Raw genomic sequence first — 18,465 nt, 5'->3', positions numbered from 1 at the left:
ACCGTGCAAATTTCGCTCGCTCTGGAGAGAACGCATGAAAGCCTGGATCGCAATGGCCGTTGGCGCGCTTGGATGCGCAATGGCGTTCCTGGCAGGCCCGGCGTGCGCCGCGGACACGGCGACGCTGACCATTGCCGCCGGTACGCAACAGCGCAACTGGACGCGGGAGGCGCTGCTGAATGACCGCCGCCTGACCGACGTAACGGTGGACGACGACAACCTGAAGCACCGGCTGACGTTCAAGGCTATCCCCCTGGCGGCGCTGCTGCGCGGCATGCCGGTGACGGCCGATGCAAGCGCGACGACCGCAGCCAGCGATGGCTATATTTCCCACCTGCCGATGCGCCTGCTGCTGGCCGATAGCGTTGACGGGCCGCGCGCCTGGCTGGCGGTGGAAAATCCTGACTCGCCATGGCCGACGCTCAAGGGCCAGGACATCGGGCCGTTCCGCCTGATCTGGACAGTGCCGGCGGGCCGCGCCACCTCCGTGATCAATGAGAGTCTCTGGACGTACAGCATCGTGCGCATCGACATTACCGCTTTGCCTGCTGAGCGTTTTGCGGCAATCCGGCCCGCCGCCAGCCTGCCGGCCGGCGGAACGGTCGCGCGCGGCTTTGCGACATTCCAGCGCGTCTGCTTTTCGTGCCACTCCCTCAACCGCGTCGGCGATGCGCACCTTGGCCCCGATCTGAATGTGCCGTACAGCCCGGTCGAGTATCTGGGCGACGACAAGCTGGCCAGGCTGATTCGTGACCCGCAGTCGCTGCGCTGGTGGCCTAACGCGCGCATGTCGGCGATCGACAAGAAAACGCTGTCCGATGCGGATCTGAAGGACTTGCTTGCGTATCTCCACCATATGGCCGGACGCAAGGTGGCGGCGCCTGCCGCCGGCTCCTGACCCGGTGTCGGGCGCGCGCTCGGCGGAATGGCGAAGACCGCGGCGTGGACAAAGCATGCGGCTCGTCGCAGGCACTCATGCGCGGCGGCGATTCCGCTTATTGTCCTCCGACCGAATGTGGCGGCAGCTGGTAGCTCCACGTCTCGCTTAGCGTCTTGTCGCCGGACACCAGCGCGGCGCGCATTTCCACCACTTTCCGCGGATCCTTGACTTTGATCCGCAGATTCAGCCGCCAGCCTTTGGTGACAGGATTGGGCTCCAGCACGTTGGCGAGCAGTTCGGCGTTCTCGCTCACGCTGACCTGTGCGCTGACTTGCGTACTGGCTGGAAGGTCAGCGAGCACGGGGCCTTCGAAATCGACTACAAGGCCGGTGCTGCCATCGAGGCGGCGGATCAGGTTGGCCTGCGTGATTTCTCCTGCGGAGCGCAGCGTCTGCTTGACCCAGGCCAGATCCTTGTTGAGCAGGGCGCGCTCATTCATGGTCCAGTGCATCGTGTAATCCGCCCGCAGCGGCTGGCCCTTGGGCGGCAACTGGTCCGGCGTCCAGAAGGCGACGATGTTGTCGTTGGTCTCGTCCGGCGAGGGGATTTCCACGAGCTCGACCTTGCCCTTTCCCCAGTCGCCCTGCGGTTCGATCCAGGCGCTCGGGCGCAGGTCATAGCGGTCCTTCAGGTCTTCATAAACAGAGAACTCGCGCCCGCGCTGGAGCAGCCCGAAGCCCCTTGGATTCGTGACCTGGAAGGTGCTGATGGCGAGGTTGCGCGGGTTGTTCAGCGGCCGCCACAGCCATTCGCCATTTCCCGTGTGGATGGCGAGGCCGTTGGAGTCATGCAGGGCCGGCCGGAAGTTGTTCGGATCGCGTTGCTGGTTCGGCCCGAACAGGAACATGCTGGTCAACGGCGCAACGCCGAGCTTGGCCGGGGCCCCACGCAGAAAGATGCGCGCCTGCACCTTGAGGATCGTGTCCTCACCGGGGTAGAGATCGAAGCGGTAAGCGCCGGTGGCGCGTTGCGAGTCAAGCAGGGCGTAGAACACGAGATGCTTGTCCTGCGGATCGGGCCGAGCGATCCAGAACTCGCGGAAGGCTGGAAACTCCTCGGCTACGGGCAACCCGGTATCGATGGCCAGGCCACGACTGGACAGTCCATACACCTGGTTCTTGCCGACGACCCGGAAATAGCTGGCGCCCAGCACACTCATGATCTCGTCGAGCTTGTCGGCKCGGTTGATCGGGTAGAGCACCCGAAAGCCGGCATAGCCAAGCTTGCCGGTCGCGGACTTGTCGAACTTCAGGTCGCCGAAATTGAACCGCTCCGGGTTGTATTTGATCTCGTGGACTGCGTCACCGGCGATCTCGTTGATGCGAACCGGGCTGCTGAACTGCATGCCCTGGTGGTAGAAGCCCAGGCGGAACGGCGTGCCTGCGTCCTTCCACTCCATCGTGTCGCTTCGGGGCTGGATCTTGATGTAGTCGGCAAACTGCATCTGGCTGAACACGGGTGGCAGGTTGCTGACCGGTGCGGCATATGGCATGTCGGCCAGGGTCCTGGCGCGGGGGGTCACGTCGTCCAGGGAGAACGCGCATGCCTGGGTGCCGCACAGCAGCGCCCAGGCGGCCAAAAGCGCTGGCAAGGCGGTTTGCGTCTTGGTACGTAACGACGCGGCGATGGCGGCAGGAACCACAAGTCTCTCCAGAAAATGCACGTTAAGGAATGCTGTTGTCCCGCAAGTGCGGCGAAAGCCGCTGGTGCAGTGGCGGTAAACTGCGGATGCAATGCAGAAAGATAACGTATTTCGCTTCGCATACCTGTAGAACGGGAGGTGTGCACCATCGCGGGGCGGCTACCCTGTCGCACCGCCTGGATCCTTGGACACTTGGACAACTATCTGATGAGAATGCTCTCTTCGCTGGTCCTGTCGGCCAGCCTGGTCTGTTTGCCGGTTCTTGCCGGTCCCGCGTCGGCTTCCCCCGACGACAAGAACGCATTCATCGCCGATCTCATGAGACGGATGACGCTCGACGAGAAGGTCGGCCAGCTGCGCCTCATCAGCATCGGCGATGACATGCCGCAGCCCCAGTTGCTCAAGGAGATCGCGGCGGGCCGGGTAGGCGGCACGTTCAATTCGGTGAGGCGACAGGACAACCGGCCTATGCAGGACGCGGCAGTGACGCACAGCCGCCTGAAGATTCCCATCTTCTTCGCGTACGACGTGGTACACGGGCACCGCACCGTATTCCCGATCAGCCCGGGTCTCGCATCGAGCTGGGACATGGAGACAGTGGCGCAGAGTGCACGTGTCTCGGCGATTGAAGCCAGCGCGGATGGCCTTGACATGACCTTCGCGCCGATGCTCGACATCTCCCGAGATCCGCGCTGGGGGCGCACGTCCGAAGGATTTGGCGAGGATCCCTATCTTGTCTCGCTATGCGCCCAAGCCAGCGTCAGGGGGTTGCAGGGAACATCGCTGGCCAATGCCGACAGCGTGATGGCCGTTGTCAAGCACTTCGCGCTATACGGAGCCGTGGAAGGCGGGCGTGACTACAACACGGTCGACATGAGCCCGACCCGCATGCTCCAGGATTATCTGCCGCCGTACCGGGCGGGCGTCGATGCTGGCGCCGGCGGGGTCATGATTGCGCTGAATTCAATCAACGGCGTGCCGGCCACGTCCAACAAGTGGCTGCTGAGGGACTTGCTGCGCAAGACTTGGGGGTTCAAGGGCATCACGGTGAGCGACCATGGGGCAATCGACGAGCTGACGCTGCATGGCGTGGCAAAGGACGGGCGCGAGGCCGCCAGGCTCTCCATCCAGGCCGGCGTCGATATGAGCATGCACGACTCGGCTTACCTGGCACACTTGGCCGGGCTCGTGAAATCGGGCGAAGTGTCCGTGCGTGACGTCGACGACGCAGTGCGGGAGGTGCTGGGCGCCAAGTACGACCTGGGGCTCTTCCAGGACCCCTACCGGCGCATCGGTGTCGCAACGCAGGACCCGCCGGACGTCGACGCGGAGAGCCGCCTGCACCGGGCGGCGGCACGCGCCGCCGCGCGCAAGTCTTTGGTCCTGCTCGAGAACCGCGGCCGGACGCTGCCCCTGAAGAAGACCGGAACGATCGCGGTCATCGGGCCGCTGGCCGATGCGCCCATCGACATCATGGGAAGCTGGTCCGCGGTCGGCAAATCCCGGCAGTCGGTCACGTTGCTGCATGGCATGCGCGACGCAGTCGGCGACAAGGGCCGTGTGGTCTATGCCCGCGGCGCGAACGTGACCGACGATGCCGGCGTGGTCGGGTATCTGAACTTGATGAATTGGGACAAGCCCGAGATTGTGCAAGACAAGCGTCCGCCGGGCGACATGATTGCCGAGGCCGTAAAGGCAGCGCGCAGCGCCGATGTGATCGTGGTGGCCGTGGGCGAGTCGCGCGGCATGTCGCACGAGGCGTCGAGCCGCACGAGCCTTTCACTGCCGGGAAGCCAGGAGACCCTGCTCAAGGCGCTCAGGACGACCGGCAAGCCGCTGGTGGTGGTACTGATGAACGGCCGCCCCCTGGCGCTCAACTGGGAGAAGGAGAACGCCGATGCATTGCTCGAGACCTGGTATGCCGGCACCGAAGGCGGCCATGCTATCGCCGACGTGCTGTTCGGCGATTACAACCCGTCGGGCAAGCTGCCCATTTCCTTCCCGCGCTCGATCGGGCAGATTCCGACCTATTACAACCATCCGCGCATCGGACGCCCATTCGTACAAGGCAAGCCACGGAACTACACCTCTCAATACTTCGAGGAGCCGGCCGGCCCGCTGTACCCGTTCGGCTACGGGCTGAGTTATACGGAATTCAGCGTGTCGGACTTCACGCTGTCTAGCCGGACCATGGCGCGCAATGGCCGGATCGACGCCAGCGTGACCGTGAAGAACACCGGGCAGCGCGACGGGGAAACCGTTGTCCAGCTGTATCTCCAGGATGTCGCCGCCTCCGTGGTACGGCCGGTGAAGGAGTTGAAGGACTTCCGCAAGCTCATGCTCAAGGCCGGTGAAGAGCGCGTGGTGCATTTCAGCATAGACGAAGAGAAACTGAAGTTCTTCAACGCGAAACTCGAGTATGCCGTCGAGCCAGGCGATTTCAATGTCCAGATCGGGCTAGATTCGGAGGCGGTGCAGGTGCGGAGCTTCGTGCTCGAGTAGCATGATGGCTCGTCCGTGGCGGATGGTTTTCGGGGCGTGGTTTTGTGACGGGGGCGTGATACAGTCGGTGCGGTATCGACGGACGGCGAGTGGGAGCGAATGAAGACGCTGCTGATCATCTATCACACAATGACCGGGGGAACACAGCAGATGGCCGAGACGGCAGCCGATGCGGCGCGCATGCAGTCTGGCGTCGCAGTCAAGCTGCAGCGTGCGGCCGAGACCGGTCCGGACGATGTGCTGGCAGCCGATGGCTATCTGTTCGCGACGCCGGAGAACCTGGCTGCGATGTCCGGGATGATGAAAGACTTTTTCGATCGCTGCTACTACGCGGCACTTGACCGTGTGAATGGCCGACCGTACGTGGCCATGATCTGTGCCGGCAGCGACGGGCAGAACGCACTGCGTCAGGTCGAACGCATCGCCACTGGCTGGCGCCTCAAGTGTGTGGCGCCAGGCCTGATCATCTGTACCCATGCACAGACGCCGGAACGCATTCTGGCGCGCAAGGAGATCGGCGCGGAAGACCTTGCGCGCTGTGCCGAACTAGGTGCCGGATTGGCGGCGGGTCTAGCGCTTGGCGTGTTCTGACACCGGCTCCAGCCGCGTTCGGGCCCAGCTCGATGAGCGACCGAACCTTCCGTCTGATGCGGCCGCCTTACTTCGTTCTGGTTGGAATGTGGTTTGGGGAGATGTTCGAAGTCCATGACGTCGATGGACCCCGCAAGGCGGGTCTGCCCGCATTGTTGCTGGACATGTGCGGCAGGGCTACACACAGGTTCATTGAGCGCCTGGCCCCGGTTTCCCTGGTCACACCCCGGAACGCGCGAGGGCGGCGTCCCCGATAGCGGGGAGGTGTCTAACTCAACCCCAGCGTGAACGCCAGAAGCAGCGCATTCACGATGRGCAAGCCATAGACGATCGCCATGGACGTTGAGAGGGTCCAAGGCTGTTCATGTTGTGGCGAGGCGCGCCGATCGCGCTTGCGTTTCCACAGGCAGGCCGCGCCAATGCCGAAGGCGGCGAAGCCTGTCAGCAGGCCCGGCAATCCGACGGTGCCTGCTGGCTTGGGCATAGCTTGCCCGGATGCGATCGAGGTCGGCGAGGCCTGAAAGGAGGCAGCCGTCGGCGGTGTTGGCCCGATCGGTTGCGGGCTCTCTTGCATGGCAATCAACTGAGCCGGCGTCGCCCGATCTTCCGCGGCAGGTGCTGGCTCTTGCTTTGGCGGGACGGGCGCCGCAACGGTTGTCCCTGGCGGGACGGATCGCGATGCCGGCTTGATGCGGGCAGCATCCCGCCACCGCCACCATTGGTGGAACAGGTTATCAAGACAGCGCACGGAGCCGCAGGCATCCCTTTCGATGCGCCAGGCGCCGACGTCGGCATCGTTCGTGACGCCGGTCCGCAGCAGCCTCTGCTGCTCGGCGTAGATGCGCTCGTAGCGCATCGAGAGCTGCGGGTCATCGCAGACCAGGTGCCTGTTACGCGGGCGGTTGTCGGTCACCTGCGTACATCTTGTCCCGTTGCCGTGTGGGTCTTCGCAGCGGACCGATCCCGCGCCCGGCGCTGACTTACAGTTGATGTCGGATGCCTGCGCGCCATCGAAGGCGGACAGGCCCAAGACAACGAGCACGGCCAGGTGTCCTGTGACCCTGTTCATCATCGCTCCTCATGGCAGTGGCCACGTCGGCCTTGAGGTTCAACATAGTCGATGGTTGCGTGGGGCGGCAAGCGCGCGGTTGGCAACGCGTGCGGTAGTGCACTTCCTTCGACGTCGCATGTGATTGGTGCGGCGGCTGGCGAACAGGCGCATCGGCGTTTCCCAGCGAGATGCTCAATGCCTGACACGTTCGACAAACGCGCCGGCAAGTGCTCTATCAGTTCCCGCCGCCGCTCTCCTACTTCTGGATGATGTCTCGCCTGGGAAAACTGCACCAGAATCTGCCAGAGCCTTAACAGGGCGGGGAAATCACGAGGCGAATCGAGTTCGCGGCTGCAGCCGCGACCTTGCCGCCTGGCGCCTGCGCCACGACGGGCTTCCAACGCAACGACTGCAGGTTGCAACTCGGGAGAACGCTGCCATGAAACTATCCAGCATTGCTGTCCTGGCGCTTGCGCTCGCCGGATGCGCCACGAACCAGGGTATCCCGGGCAACGCTCAGGCATCGCGAACGGAAAGCTGCAAGGTCACGTCAGAGCAGGAGATTGCGGCGTTGTTCGATCGGTGGAACCGGTCGCTGCAAACAGGGGATCCCCACAAGGTGGTCGCCAACTATGCGGAACGCTCAATTCTTCTTCCGACGGTATCCAACAAGCCTCGCTTGACGGTCGCGGAGAGAGAGGACTATTTCAATTACTTCCTACAGGACGGTCCCTCCGGAAAGATCGACTTCCGCAGCATTGAACTGGGGTGCAATTCCGCTGTCGATTCCGGGCTTTACACGTTCACTTTCTCCCGAACCGGCGCCGTCGTTAAGGCCCGCTATACCTATACGTATCACTGGGATGGGGCGCAATGGCTGATTACAAGCCATCACTCATCGGCCATGCCGGAGAAGTAAGACGTTGGGCGCGGGTCGCAAGGCCGGAGGCCAGACGGCTTCAATCGATAAAGACTAAAAAACGCCCGCCAAAGCGGGCCAATGTCGATATGGGAGATTCGCGCCGGGCTGTCCGCAGCCCGCGCGCGGATTCTCAGAAGCGATGCCGCACGCCAACGATCGCACCGAGCTGGCTTTGCCCGGTACCCACCTGTTCGGTGGCGTTGACGAGGGTCGTGGCGCTGGGGTTGAGCGACGGCCCGAAGCCGGACAATCCCATCGCAGAGCCATCGCGGTTCTTCGCATAAGCGAGGATCGTGTAGAGGTCGGTGCGCTTGGAGAGCGCGTAGGTGCCGGACAGCACAAAGCTGTAGGGATCGGCCGACGAGTTGCGCACGTCCGTATAGTACGCAGCGCCTGTCAGCGACAGTGCCGGCGTTGCCTGGTACTGCACGCCCGCCCAGTAGAGGTTGGTGCGCAGCGAACTGGTGGTGAAGTCGCCGCTGTAATAGCGGTAGCCTGCCAGGACCTTGAGTTGCGAGAAGGCGAACGCTGCCCCCACCGCCGCGCGGCGCTCGCGATTGTCCTGTAGGGCTGCGGTGCTGCCGCGTACTTCGTCGTAGGCCATGCGCGTCGAGAACGGGCCATTGGCGTAGCCAAGGCTTGCGCTCCATTCACGGCCGGCTTTGGAGGCGCCGGGGATTTCTCCGCCGGCGGTACTGTCATAGCCCGTGCTGTAGAGCAGGCCGTAATAGATGCCGCCCGTGGTGCCCGTGAACTTGACGGAGTTGTCGGCGCGGCCGGACATCCATTTGTCGTGCATCAGCAATGAATAGCGCGTCGAGATGACCATCGGGTCGAACGCCGACGAGAAGTCGAACAGCAGGGTCTGATGGCGGCCGAGGGTCAGCGTGCCGTACGGGTTCTGCAGGCCGACGAACGCCTGGCGGCCGAACAGGCGGCCGCCCTGGTTGACCTTGCCCGTGTCCAGGTCGAATCCGTTTTCCAGCACGAACACACCTTTCAGGCCGCTGCCGAGATCTTCCGTGCCGCGCAGGCCAAAGCGGGAGGTGGAGAGATTGCCGGTGGACATCCGCACCGTGGAGGCACTGCCGCCGCCGGCGGTGGGCACGTGGCTCAGGTATTCGATACCGGCATCGACCACGCCGTAGAGCGTGATGCTGCCTTGCGCCAGCGCAGCACCGGGGATAAGCGGCAACAGCGCCAGCCATGCACGAGATTTCATTGCTTGAATTTCCTTATGATTTGCGATGGCCCAAGGGCTCGGTCATCGCGGCGGCGTCAATGTAGCCTCATAAGGACATTGTGGAAAAGGGAGCTGCCGGGACAGACTGTTCATGCTGGTGGACAGTCTTCACCCCGTCCCGGCTTCTGGCGGCGCGCTACCGCTCGCGTTGCAAAAACGCATTCATATAGCGCTGCGGTTCCCCGGTTTCGAACGCGCTGCCAAACTCCGCCACGCTGTTATTGATGGACACGTCCAGTGACGACTCTTCCCACTCGCGCAGCAGCCGCTTCTGCTGCCGTACCACGGCAGGCCCGAAACCAGCCAGCAGCGTAGCAATGCGTTCGATCTCGGCGTCCAGTTCCGCCAGCGGCACGACCTTGCTCACCAGGCCCCACGCCAGCGCTTCGCGGGCATCGGAGATTTCGCCGGTCAGCAACATCCATGCGGCGCGTGCGTTGCCGATCAGCCGGGGCATCAGCGCGGCGTGGATGACGGAGGGGATGCCCACCTTGACCTCTGGCATGCCGACGCGCGCATTGTCCGCGGCGATGCGGATATCGCAGGCCAGTGCCAGTTCCAGGCCGCCGCCGAGGCACCAGCCCGGCATGCGCGCTATCACCGGAACGGGGAAGTGGCGCAGCGCGTCGCAAAGCCCGCGCAGGCCGCTGATAAAGCGTTCGCCGCTTTCGCGGGTGAGAGCCGCCATTTCCTTGATATCGGCGCCGCCGATAAAGCCTTTTTCTCCGGCGCCTTGCACGATCAGTACGCGGATCTCGTCGCGGCTGGCCAGCTCGTTCACCGCCTGGGTCAGCGCGGCGATCACCGGCGTGCTCAGGATGTTGAGCGAGCCCGCCTCACGGATGGTGAGGCTCGCGATGCCTAGGGCGTTGATCTCCACGCCGGCGTAGTGTTTGGTATCTGCTTGGCTCATGGCTTCGTCCGTCCTGCTGCGGTCTGTTGAAATGAATGTCCTTGACGAGCTTCAGCTGGCCGGGGCGTTCCACCTTGGTGCCAGCCACGGCCTGATGATGCATGGCCTCTCCCCGGGACAGGTAGTGATAGTGCGGGCGAGTGTATCGGCGGCACCTCTGCGGAGCCAGTTCATTGTCTTGAAGGCGGTGTTCGCCGAATTCGAACGGTGGCGGGCGATTCGTGCCGGACGCAACGGCGTTCCCAAGTGCATTGCCGGGCGCCCGGCAGGCGTCGGTGCCGCAATGATCTCCAAGTGCCGTGCGGCACGCGCTACACTTGAGCTACCGCGCGGCGTTGGGATAGAAAACCCATCGGCTGGCGCGGCCGGTTTCCTGCTTCACCTACCCCCCAGCGAGGAGATGCACCATGGCTACAACGTCAAATCCGTTCACCGATTTCAGCAAGTTGCTTGAGCAGTACAAGCTACCGGGGGTCGACATGACTTCGGTGATCGAAGCGCGGCGCAAGGATATCGACGCCATCACGGAGGCCAACAAGGTCGCCTACGAAGGCATGCAGGCACTGGTGCAGAAGCAGACGGAGATACTGAGCAAGACCATGCAGGAGATCCAGGCCGCGGCCCAGAAAATGACCGCCGGCGGCAATCCGGCCGAGGCGATGGCCAAGCAGGGTGAATTCGTGCAGCAGGGTCTGCAGACGGCGTTCAATAACATGCGCGAACTGGCGGAGATGGCGCAGAAATCGCAAGCCGAGGCGCTGGCCGTGATCACCAAGCGCGCGGAGCAGAATATCGAAGAGGCGAAGAACCTGATGAAAGGCAAGGGCAAGTAAGCGCAAGCCATAAGCCCGTTGCGGACGGCCTTGCCAGTGCGGATCGCTCGCGGTCCTGCACTGGCGAGCCGCGCCGCTGTTTCATGCCTTTGCGTATATCGTTGTGGAGGGGATCCCCATGATCGCCATCACGAACGCCAGCCCGTTGATTTCGCTGATCGCGGGCATTCTTATCCTGGTCATGCCGCGGTTGCTGAACTACATCGTGGCGATCTACCTGATCGTGATCGGCCTGCTCGGGCTGTTCGGCGGGCATCTGCACTGACTACCGGTCTTCGAAGACGCTTGCGCGATCGGCAAGCTACGGCGGGCGCGCTGATCGACACCAGGCGAGCGCCGGCACATGCGATCAGGCTCAGGGCGGGACACCGGTTCCAGGCATGCTGCCGGGATCGGTGCCATGCCGACCGCGGCGCAGCGCGGTCTCCCGCACTGCGCCGCATGGATGCTTACTGCTTGGCCGTGCGGCGCGAGGCCTGCTGGGCCGCGCCGGACGCCACGGCGGTCGATGCTTCGAAGTTGGACTTGACCGTTTCAGCGGCTTGCTTCGTGGCCTTCTGCACCGATTCGTAAGTGTTGTTGGCGGCGGCAACCGTCTGCTGCAGCAGGGCGGTGAGCGCTTCCGAGCCTGCCGGCGCGTTCTTCACGAACGTGTCGACAAAGGTCTGCACGCTGCGGGTGTGCTGTTCGTACTGCGCTTCCACTGCCTTGGCGAGTTCGGCCTGCGTGCCCGAGGTAATTTCGTACACATGGCGCGCATACGCCAGTGCCTTATCTGCCGCCGGCTGCGCGAACCTGCCCTGTGCGTTGAATACGTCCTTCAGGTCGCCGCCGGACAAGGCAGCCTCGATGTTGCCCTGGCTTTCGGCAAGGGACGATTTCGCTGCCTGCAGGTTCAGCTCGGCCAGTTTCTGGAAACCGTCGAAAGCCGTATTCGTCAGCGCGAACAGGTTGGCGAAATGGGCTTTCTGGGCTTCGGCGAACTGGTCGGACGAAAAAGCGAACATGCGTGTTCTCCTGTGAATCGCCCGGCTGCCAGGCCGGCATGCACGGGATGTGATGTCGGGCGGACCGGGTCGAATATCTGATTAGGAAGGGTGGCGGTATCACTGATTTGCGCAGTGCACCATCCAAGGGCAAATTCTAGAGCCCTCTATTTGGATAGCCCCTAGGGAGATACCCGGACAAAAGCAGGATCCATGCTGTTGCTGTGCAGCAAGGTCGACTTTCGGATGCCCCCGCTTCGTGGGGGTGCTTTTGGCGGCACAGTGCCCTTGACTCTGCCAGGCATCATTGTCTTGTCAGGGTGACATCACGACCTCGGCCCGGACCAGGAGGCGGGCTCAGCAGGCCGCACCTGCGCCGCCCACGGCGGTGGCGCTGTGTTGGTGAGCGCACGTTCGATGGCAAGGCACGGCCGCTAAGATGCGGCTGTCTATTCTCTTGTCGCACGGAATCAAAATGACGACCGACGCCGTGACGCATGAGGTGATCAGTGACGTCCAGGCATTTCGCGCGCTGGAGCCGGAATGGAATGCGCTGTGGCACAAGGCAAAGGGCGAGCATTTCCAGACGTTTGCCTACTGTCACGGCAGCCTGGACGCCACCGTCGATGGCCGCAAACTGCAATGCGTGGTCGGGCGCCGGCAGGGCCGGCTCGTGGCGCTCTGGCCCCTGGTCATGTACCGCAAGCTGTGGTGGCGGTTCATACAGCCTCTGGGGCCAGACTGCAATCCGCCCCATGACATGCTTGTGGAGCCGGGCCCGGATGTGGCCGACGTGGTTGCGTCCACTTGGCGAGCCATGCTTGCCTTGGCCAGACCCGATCTGGTCTACCTGCCTCGCATCCGTAGCGGCTCCCYGCTTGACCGGTGCGCAAGCAGCAGTGGCCGCGTTGCCTGCCGGCTGGACGGGACGACCCCGGCGGTTCTGCCGCGCGAGCGGGCCGAGTGGCCCGCATATTGCCGCCCGCGCTTCGGGCGCACGCAAAAGCTGCCGGATTACCTGAGGCGCCGGATCGCGGGCCAGGGTGATGTCGCGGTCGCGATCCTCGATCACAGCGACAACCGGGCAGAGTCCCTTGTCGGCTGGCTGCGGCTCCACAAGCGGCAGTGGGCTGAGCACGGCGATATAGAGAGCGCGCGGCTGTTGTCGGACGACAGCTGGAGATTCCTGATCCGGCTGATGACGCAAGGCGGCAGGCAATCGCAGCCCTTTTGCTTTTTTGTCCTGACCCTGAACGGCATGCCGTTGGCAATCAGTCTGCTTGGGATCCGGAGCAACAGCGTCGATCTGGTCATGAATACCTACGACGCCGCGTATTCAAGGCTGTCGCCCGGCGCCCTGCTGATCGACTACTGCGTGAAGTGGGCGTTCGATAACCACTTCGATTTCAACTTCGGCACCGGCCAGCATGGCAAGCAGTCCTGCGGCACTGGTGTCACCGGCGCTACGGTCAGCCTCCATATCGTCCATACGCATTGGGGACTGGCGGGCTACAGGCTGCGGCGGGGCGCGCGCTGGGCCACCGGGGCAATGACCCGTCTGCTTGAGCGCGGCGGCCAGCGCCGTCGCCGTGGCGCGTGTGCCGGCGGGGAGACGGAGTCATCCACTTCCGGCTAGCCTTCGCCCTGTTCCCGCCGCGGCCGGCGCCCCGAAGCCAACGGATATCTCCATGCCCTTACGCGGCGGGCTTTTCGAAGGCGCGCACKGGCTTGAGAAACTCCAGCGTGCGCGTCCGCTTGAGCAGGCGCGGGAGCGCTGCCTCATAGGCACTGCGGTAAGGGCGCGCGAGGTGATGCGTTTGAAAATACTCGCGGCTGCAGGCCCAGGTCTCATACAGGATGAGCGTATCCGGATCGTCGGCCGAGCGATGCAGGAAAGTGTTGATGAAATCCGGCTCCTTGGCCATGTGCTCCAGGACGTCAAGCAGGCCGGATTCGAGTTCGTCGCGATGCTCCGGCTTGCCCGGCAGATGGACGATAAAGGCAATGGTTTCACTCATGGAAAGACTCCTTGTGCGCTAGGTACGGTCGGCTGGCTCCCGCCTTACAGTTGGCTCATGCCACCGTCGATCACGATCTCGGTGCCGACGATGAACGCCGACTCGGCCGATGAGAGGTGCAGCACGGTCGCCGCGATTTCTTTCGGGTCGCCGAAGCGGCCGAGCGGAATCTGGCTCTTGATCTGGGCCGCGGTGTTGGCCAGCGTGTCGGCATCCAGGCCGAGCTTGCCGTAGATCGGCGTGCTGACCGGACCCGGGCTGATCACGTTGACGCGTACGCCGCGCGGCAGCAGTTCGGCGGAGAGGGTCTTGGCCAGCGAGATGATGCCCGCCTTGCTGGCTGCATAAGCCGACGACGCCGGCATGCCGATATGTGCGTTGATCGAGCCGTTGAGCACGATGGAAGCGCCTTCGTTGAACAGGGGCGTCAACGCCTGGATCTGGAAGAAGGGACCCTTCACATTGGTATTGAAGGTCTGGTCCCACATGGCTTCCTCGACCTCGGGCAAGGGCGCGAACCTGGCGATGCCCGCGTTGATGAACATGGCGTCGAGCCGGATGCCCTCGTCGGTAAGACGTTGCGCGAGCGCGCGGGCCGCGGCAACGGTGCCGGCTTCGTTCTGGATGGCCAGGGCGTTGGCGCCCAGCGTGGGCCTGGCGGCTTCCAGCGTGGCTGCATCGCGGCCGGTAACAATGACGCGCGCCCCTTCCGCGGCGAACGCTTGCGCGGTCGCCAGGCCTATGCCACTGTTGCCGCCGGTGACCAGTACGGTTTTGCCTTCAAAGCGATTCATGGTGTTCTCCTGGGAACGTCTATCGGTGTGTGTGGTGCGTGAAAGCATTATGGACCGCGTAGTTCAATAATCCATGCGAAGGAGTCGATGACTTCGTTCGATGGAATTGGACGTGTTTGCGGCTTGCCGGAAGCGGTTCCGGCCACACATGGAGGCGTTCAGGAGGGGAAGGAAAGCGAGGGGGGAGCGGTGATGAAGAAAGTAGGGCGCTGCCAGGCAGCGCCCTCCCATACGTTACTGCCGCCGGCGGCGCTACGCCTGTCCTTGCGCCTCGCGCTGCCGCGCCACTTCCTGGTTGCGCAGGATGAAGCGCTGGACCTTGCCACTGGGCGTTTTCGGCAGTTCGGCCACGAACTCGATCTCGCGGGGATAGGCGTGCGCGGCAAGGCGGTTGCGCACATGCAGGCGCAGTTCTTCGGCCAGTTCCGGGCTTGGCCGGTATTGCGGGTCGAGCACGACGAAAGCCTTGATCAGTTCGGTGCGATCGGGATCGGGCTTGCCAATCACCGCAGTCTCGACCACGGCCGGATGCTCGATCAGCGCGCTCTCCACGTCGAACGGACCGACCCGGTAGCCGGAGGTGGTGATGACATCGTCGGCGCGGCCGATAAAGCTGATGCTGCCATCCGGGTTCAGCTCGGCAGTGTCGCCGGTCAGGTAGTACTTGCCGACGAATGCGCCGGTCGGTGTTTCGTGATAGCCGGCGAACCAGCACATCGGCGACTGCTCCAGGTCCAGCGCCAGCGTGCCTGGCTGGCCAGCCGGCAGCTCGCGCGCTTCATCGTCCACCACTACCACGCGATGGCCGGGGCTGGCAAAGCCGGCGGCGCCCAGATGCACCGGGTGGCGCAGCGCGTGGTGATTGCACAGCACCATGCCCAGCTCGGTCTGGCCGTAGTGATCGTGGATGGTGACGCCAAGCTCGCCGGCGAACCAGCGGATCACCTCCGGGTTGAGCGGCTCGCCCGCGCTGCTGACCGCGCGCAGCTTGCCGCGCAGGGGACCGGCCACGGCCTGCCCCGCCGCGATCAGCAGGCGATAGGCGGTAGGTGAGCCGGCCAGGTTGGTGATGCCGTATTTTTCGATCATGCGGCAGGTGCTCTCGATGCTGAACGGGCCGTCGTAGAAGGTGGTGGGATGCCCCAGCGCCAGCGGTCCGGTCACCGCGTAATACAAGCCATAGGCCCAGCCCGGATCGGCGAGATTCCAGAAGGCATCCTCGGGGCGCAGGTCTACCGCATCGCGCATATAGCCCGCGAACGCGGCGACGGCCTTGAGCGGTACCAGCAAGGGCTTGGCGGGGCCGGTGGTGCCGGAGGTGAACATCATCAGGAACGGATCGCTGCCGCTGCGCAAGACGGGTTCAAAGTCCGCGGGCTGGCGATCGAGTTCCGCCCAGAAGCTGAAGTCGCCGTGCACAAGGCCGCGGCCCTTGGCGCCACCAACGGTGAGGACTTCCGGGCAGTTCGCCACGTCCGCCAGCTTGCCGCGATTGGCGCCATCGGTGACGACGAGGCGGGCGCCCGAGGCCTGCAGCCGGTGTTCAATGGCTTTCGGCCCGAAGGCAGTGAACAGTGGCTGGTAGACCGCGCCTGCGCGCCATGTACCCAGGATGGTGACAAGCAACTCCGGCGTGCGCGGCAGCAAGCCCGCCACCCTGTCGCCCGGCCCGATGCCCTGCGCCTTCAGGAAACTGGCGAACCGGGCGGAGAGTTTTTGCAGCTGGGTGAAGGTGTAGGTCTCGCTGGTGCCGTCGCGGCTTTCCCAGAACAGCGCGATGCGTCCGGGCAGGGCATGGCGGTCGCAGCATTCAACGCAGGMGTTGAGGGCATCGAGCTTGCCGCTGAGGCGCTCCGAGATCGATGCCTCATAGGAAAAGCCGGCGATGGCCTCGGCGTAGTCGCGCATGGTGGTCTCCTGGTGTTCTTTTGTGAATGGCAGCCGTCCGTCCGGACAGGGTCTGGCGAAATTCTGGGCCACGCCGGTGCGCCCGGCAATGGCCAAAGTTCCCAGCCTGGCTGAACCCGTTTGCCAGTGGCTGCCAGTGGCGCCATGGTTCAGCACAGGGGCGGGTTGCATTGGCTGGGGTAGCCAAGCTGTGCCGAATACGTCCGGCCGCGAAGATTGTGCGCCGCCGCATCGCACAATGTGTACCGGATGATGGATCCGGTCACTGGGAAGGGAGGGCCCCCGGGCAATCGGGCAATCGGGCAATGATCGGGTAGTCGGGTGCGAGCCCCGCACGCGTGTCGACGGGGCCGCCAGGGCGGGCTAGGCAATGGCTGCGCCGGACGCAGCCTGCAAGGCATCGAATCCCGCAAGAATGCACTGAACGGACCGTTCGCGCAGCATGGCCTTCCGCGCGGCGGCTCGACGCGGATGGCCGCCGCGGCACCTGTCCCATCGCGTGGGTGGACTTACCCCACCACGTGCCAAGGCGAGACGGAGAACGCCAGCATCAGGACCGAGACGATCGCCGGCGCACCGAATTTGATCGCACGGGATTGGGCGAGTGTACCGAGCAATACATAGAGGCATACAAGGCCAATAGCGCACAAAAAAACGAGGCTTTGATAATCTTGCATGGATGTCTCCTTTAATCGTTATATTTTTAACGTTATATCTAATGACATCACCGGACGCCGTCCGGACGCATTAACTGCCTGGAGCACGATCAAGTCCATGGTAAATCCGGAATCACCGTGCTGGCAATCGCGAATGCCAGAGGGTATACGCGCAGATTAGCCGGCGCCTTGCGCATACATTCCACTCATTTCATTGACGGAGACAAAAAATGAAACTGCTTAKAACACGATTCGCGGCGCTGGCCGGCGCACTGTTTTATACCTGTGCCGGCATTGCCCATGCGGCAGGCATGCTGGTGTCTTCGGCGTCGTTTGCGGATGGCGCCACGATCCCTGTGCTGCATGGCAACAATACGAATGATTGCGGTGGCAAGGGCGTGACGYCGCAGGTGTCATGGTCGAATCTTCCCGCCGGCGCCAAGTCGGTTGCCGTGCTGCTTTCGGATCCCGATGGCGCGATGGGACTCGGCGTTTCGCATTGGGTTGCGTACAACATTGCCGCCGAGCGCGGGCAGCTCAAGGAGGGCGAGGCGCAGGCCGACGGACACGGCGCCACCGTAGGCAAGAACGTCAGGGGCGAGATGATCTATCGCGGGCCTTGTCCCACGATTGGTGATGCGCCGCACCATTACACCCTGACCGTCATTGCGACGGACCTTCCGCCCTCCGCGCTGCCGCCGGGGCTGACCAGGGAGGAACTGATGTCGGCGCTAAAGGGCCACGCGCTCGGCGGCCAGAGCGTGATCGGAAAATACAGCCGTTAGCCGCCGCGTTCATGTCCATCGTCCAGATCAGTACCGCCACCGAACAGGAAGCCCGGGATGTTGGCGCGCGCTTGCGGCGCTTTAACTACGCGGCAATCGGCGAATACGAAAGCCAGCCGGTCTGGCTTGTCGCCAGGAACGGGCAGGGTGAGGTAGTCGGCGGCCTGAACAGCTACGTCATGATGCAGTGGCTGTCGATCAACGTCCTCTGGGTCGCGGAGGAAGCGCGCGGCGCGGGGCTTGGTTCGCGCCTGCTCATCGATGCCGAGGCGCGCGCCAGGGAACTGGGTGCGCACAATGCCTGCCTGGATACGTTCGAATGGCAGGCCGCGCCGTTCTACGCCAGGCACGRCTATGCGGAGTTCGGTCGCTTGCAGGATTTTCCTGTCGGGTCATTCCGGCTCTACATGAGCAAGAAGCTCTAAGCCATCACGCCGAGCCATCACGCCGGCACCTCGCGAGAGGGCCTGGCGTGTCTCGCCGTCCTCTTCCTGAGTGACGAACTCCGGCATTCATACCGATACGCCGGGCTTTTCTTGCCCAAAAACCAAGGTTCGAAGTATCGCGGTTTCCGCCGTCTGCCGTGTGCGGTCGGGTGAGTCCCTTCGTTCACGCCGCACGAGATTTTCGCAGCACAGGCTTCGCCGTGCAAAAAAATCCCTTGAATTCCATAACTACGAC

Annotated in this window: 19 protein-coding genes; 10 read left to right on the top strand and 9 right to left on the bottom strand. The window is 63.6% G+C overall.

Annotated elements, in window-relative coordinates:
- The first annotated feature begins 34 nt into the window (after positions 1-34).
- Positions 35-898, top strand: a complete 864-nt coding sequence (locus tag AC1DKD_RS05460; protein WP_441627618.1) for a c-type cytochrome — start codon at positions 35-37, stop codon at positions 896-898.
- Positions 899-995: 97 nt separating this feature from the next.
- Here the strand turns inward: AC1DKD_RS05460 and AC1DKD_RS05455 are convergent, their stop codons facing one another.
- Positions 996-2,531, bottom strand: a complete 1,536-nt coding sequence (locus AC1DKD_RS05455) for a glucan biosynthesis protein G (protein WP_441627616.1) — start codon at positions 2,529-2,531, stop codon at positions 996-998.
- A 264-nt stretch (positions 2,532-2,795) separates the two neighbouring features.
- On the opposite strand from AC1DKD_RS05455, the gene bglX reads away from it, so the two are divergent.
- Both bglX and AC1DKD_RS05445 read left to right on the top strand, forming a co-directional pair.
- Positions 2,796-5,084, top strand: coding sequence for a beta-glucosidase BglX (gene bglX / locus AC1DKD_RS05450; protein ID WP_441627717.1), 2,289 nt, complete (start codon positions 2,796-2,798; stop codon positions 5,082-5,084).
- A 99-nt stretch (positions 5,085-5,183) separates the two neighbouring features.
- Complete coding sequence (locus AC1DKD_RS05445; RefSeq protein ID WP_441627614.1) at positions 5,184-5,675, top strand: flavodoxin family protein; 492 nt, start codon at positions 5,184-5,186, stop codon at positions 5,673-5,675.
- Between the two features lie 268 nt (positions 5,676-5,943).
- On the opposite strand, the gene AC1DKD_RS05440 is transcribed toward AC1DKD_RS05445, so the two are convergent.
- A complete protein-coding gene (locus AC1DKD_RS05440) occupies positions 5,944-6,747 on the bottom strand; it encodes a GntR family transcriptional regulator (protein ID WP_477143056.1) in 804 nt (267 codons plus the stop codon).
- A gap of 418 nt (positions 6,748-7,165) precedes the next feature.
- Between AC1DKD_RS05440 and AC1DKD_RS05435 the strand changes: the two genes are divergently transcribed.
- Complete coding sequence (locus AC1DKD_RS05435) at positions 7,166-7,645, top strand: DUF4440 domain-containing protein (RefSeq protein ID WP_441627610.1); 480 nt, start codon at positions 7,166-7,168, stop codon at positions 7,643-7,645.
- Between the two features lie 133 nt (positions 7,646-7,778).
- Here the strand turns inward: AC1DKD_RS05435 and AC1DKD_RS05430 are convergent, their stop codons facing one another.
- Positions 7,779-8,870: a porin gene (locus AC1DKD_RS05430; RefSeq protein WP_441627608.1), complete on the bottom strand. Its 1,092-nt coding sequence runs from the start codon at positions 8,868-8,870 to the stop codon at positions 7,779-7,781.
- 157 nt (positions 8,871-9,027) lie between these two features.
- Positions 9,028-9,804 carry an enoyl-CoA hydratase gene (locus AC1DKD_RS05425; RefSeq protein ID WP_441627606.1) on the bottom strand — a complete coding sequence of 259 codons (777 nt, stop codon included), beginning with the start codon at positions 9,802-9,804 and terminating at the stop codon, positions 9,028-9,030.
- A 31-nt stretch (positions 9,805-9,835) separates the two neighbouring features.
- Here AC1DKD_RS05425 and AC1DKD_RS05420 point away from each other — a divergent pair, with 31 nt between their 5' ends.
- The 3 genes from AC1DKD_RS05420 to AC1DKD_RS05410 all read left to right on the top strand — a co-directional run bounded on the left by AC1DKD_RS05420 (position 9,836) and on the right by AC1DKD_RS05410 (position 10,902).
- Positions 9,836-10,258 (top strand): hypothetical protein, encoded by a 423-nt coding sequence (locus AC1DKD_RS05420; protein ID WP_477102693.1) that lies wholly within the window; start codon positions 9,836-9,838, stop codon positions 10,256-10,258.
- Positions 10,212-10,637, top strand: a complete 426-nt coding sequence (locus tag AC1DKD_RS05415; RefSeq protein ID WP_045236975.1) for a phasin family protein — start codon at positions 10,212-10,214, stop codon at positions 10,635-10,637. The genes AC1DKD_RS05420 and AC1DKD_RS05415 overlap by 47 nt, the downstream gene beginning before the upstream one ends.
- Before the next feature lie 118 nt (positions 10,638-10,755).
- On the top strand, positions 10,756-10,902 hold the full coding sequence (locus AC1DKD_RS05410; RefSeq protein WP_082094789.1) for a DUF3096 domain-containing protein: 147 nt from the start codon (positions 10,756-10,758) through the stop codon (positions 10,900-10,902).
- 184 nt (positions 10,903-11,086) lie between these two features.
- Here the strand turns inward: AC1DKD_RS05410 and phaP are convergent, their stop codons facing one another.
- Complete coding sequence (gene phaP / locus AC1DKD_RS05405; protein WP_441627603.1) at positions 11,087-11,644, bottom strand: TIGR01841 family phasin; 558 nt, start codon at positions 11,642-11,644, stop codon at positions 11,087-11,089.
- Between the two features lie 454 nt (positions 11,645-12,098).
- On the opposite strand from phaP, the gene AC1DKD_RS05400 reads away from it, so the two are divergent.
- Positions 12,099-13,259, top strand: coding sequence for a GNAT family N-acetyltransferase (locus AC1DKD_RS05400; RefSeq protein ID WP_477143055.1), 1,161 nt, complete (start codon positions 12,099-12,101; stop codon positions 13,257-13,259).
- Positions 13,260-13,317: 58 nt separating this feature from the next.
- Here the strand turns inward: AC1DKD_RS05400 and AC1DKD_RS05395 are convergent, their stop codons facing one another.
- The 4 genes from AC1DKD_RS05395 to AC1DKD_RS05380 form a co-directional block, all read right to left on the bottom strand.
- Positions 13,318-13,641, bottom strand: coding sequence for a putative quinol monooxygenase (locus tag AC1DKD_RS05395; RefSeq protein WP_441627599.1), 324 nt, complete (start codon positions 13,639-13,641; stop codon positions 13,318-13,320).
- 44 nt (positions 13,642-13,685) lie between these two features.
- Positions 13,686-14,435, bottom strand: coding sequence for an SDR family oxidoreductase (locus AC1DKD_RS05390; RefSeq protein WP_441627597.1), 750 nt, complete (start codon positions 14,433-14,435; stop codon positions 13,686-13,688).
- Positions 14,436-14,687: 252 nt separating this feature from the next.
- Positions 14,688-16,343, bottom strand: a complete 1,656-nt coding sequence (locus tag AC1DKD_RS05385) for an acyl-CoA synthetase (protein WP_477143054.1) — start codon at positions 16,341-16,343, stop codon at positions 14,688-14,690.
- Positions 16,344-16,852: 509 nt separating this feature from the next.
- Positions 16,853-17,020, bottom strand: coding sequence for a hypothetical protein (locus tag AC1DKD_RS05380; RefSeq protein ID WP_441627593.1), 168 nt, complete (start codon positions 17,018-17,020; stop codon positions 16,853-16,855).
- A gap of 209 nt (positions 17,021-17,229) precedes the next feature.
- On the opposite strand from AC1DKD_RS05380, the gene AC1DKD_RS05375 reads away from it, so the two are divergent.
- Both AC1DKD_RS05375 and AC1DKD_RS05370 read left to right on the top strand, forming a co-directional pair.
- Complete coding sequence (locus tag AC1DKD_RS05375; protein WP_477143053.1) at positions 17,230-17,784, top strand: YbhB/YbcL family Raf kinase inhibitor-like protein; 555 nt, start codon at positions 17,230-17,232, stop codon at positions 17,782-17,784.
- Positions 17,785-17,795: 11 nt separating this feature from the next.
- On the top strand, positions 17,796-18,209 hold the full coding sequence (locus AC1DKD_RS05370) for a GNAT family N-acetyltransferase (protein WP_477143052.1): 414 nt from the start codon (positions 17,796-17,798) through the stop codon (positions 18,207-18,209).
- The last annotated feature ends 256 nt before the right edge of the window (positions 18,210-18,465 follow it).

The sequence above is a fragment of the Cupriavidus sp. 05T313 genome (assembly GCF_056396665.1).
The sequence above is the reverse complement of the archived record's forward strand: the minus strand, read 5'-3'. Positions and strand labels throughout refer to the sequence as shown.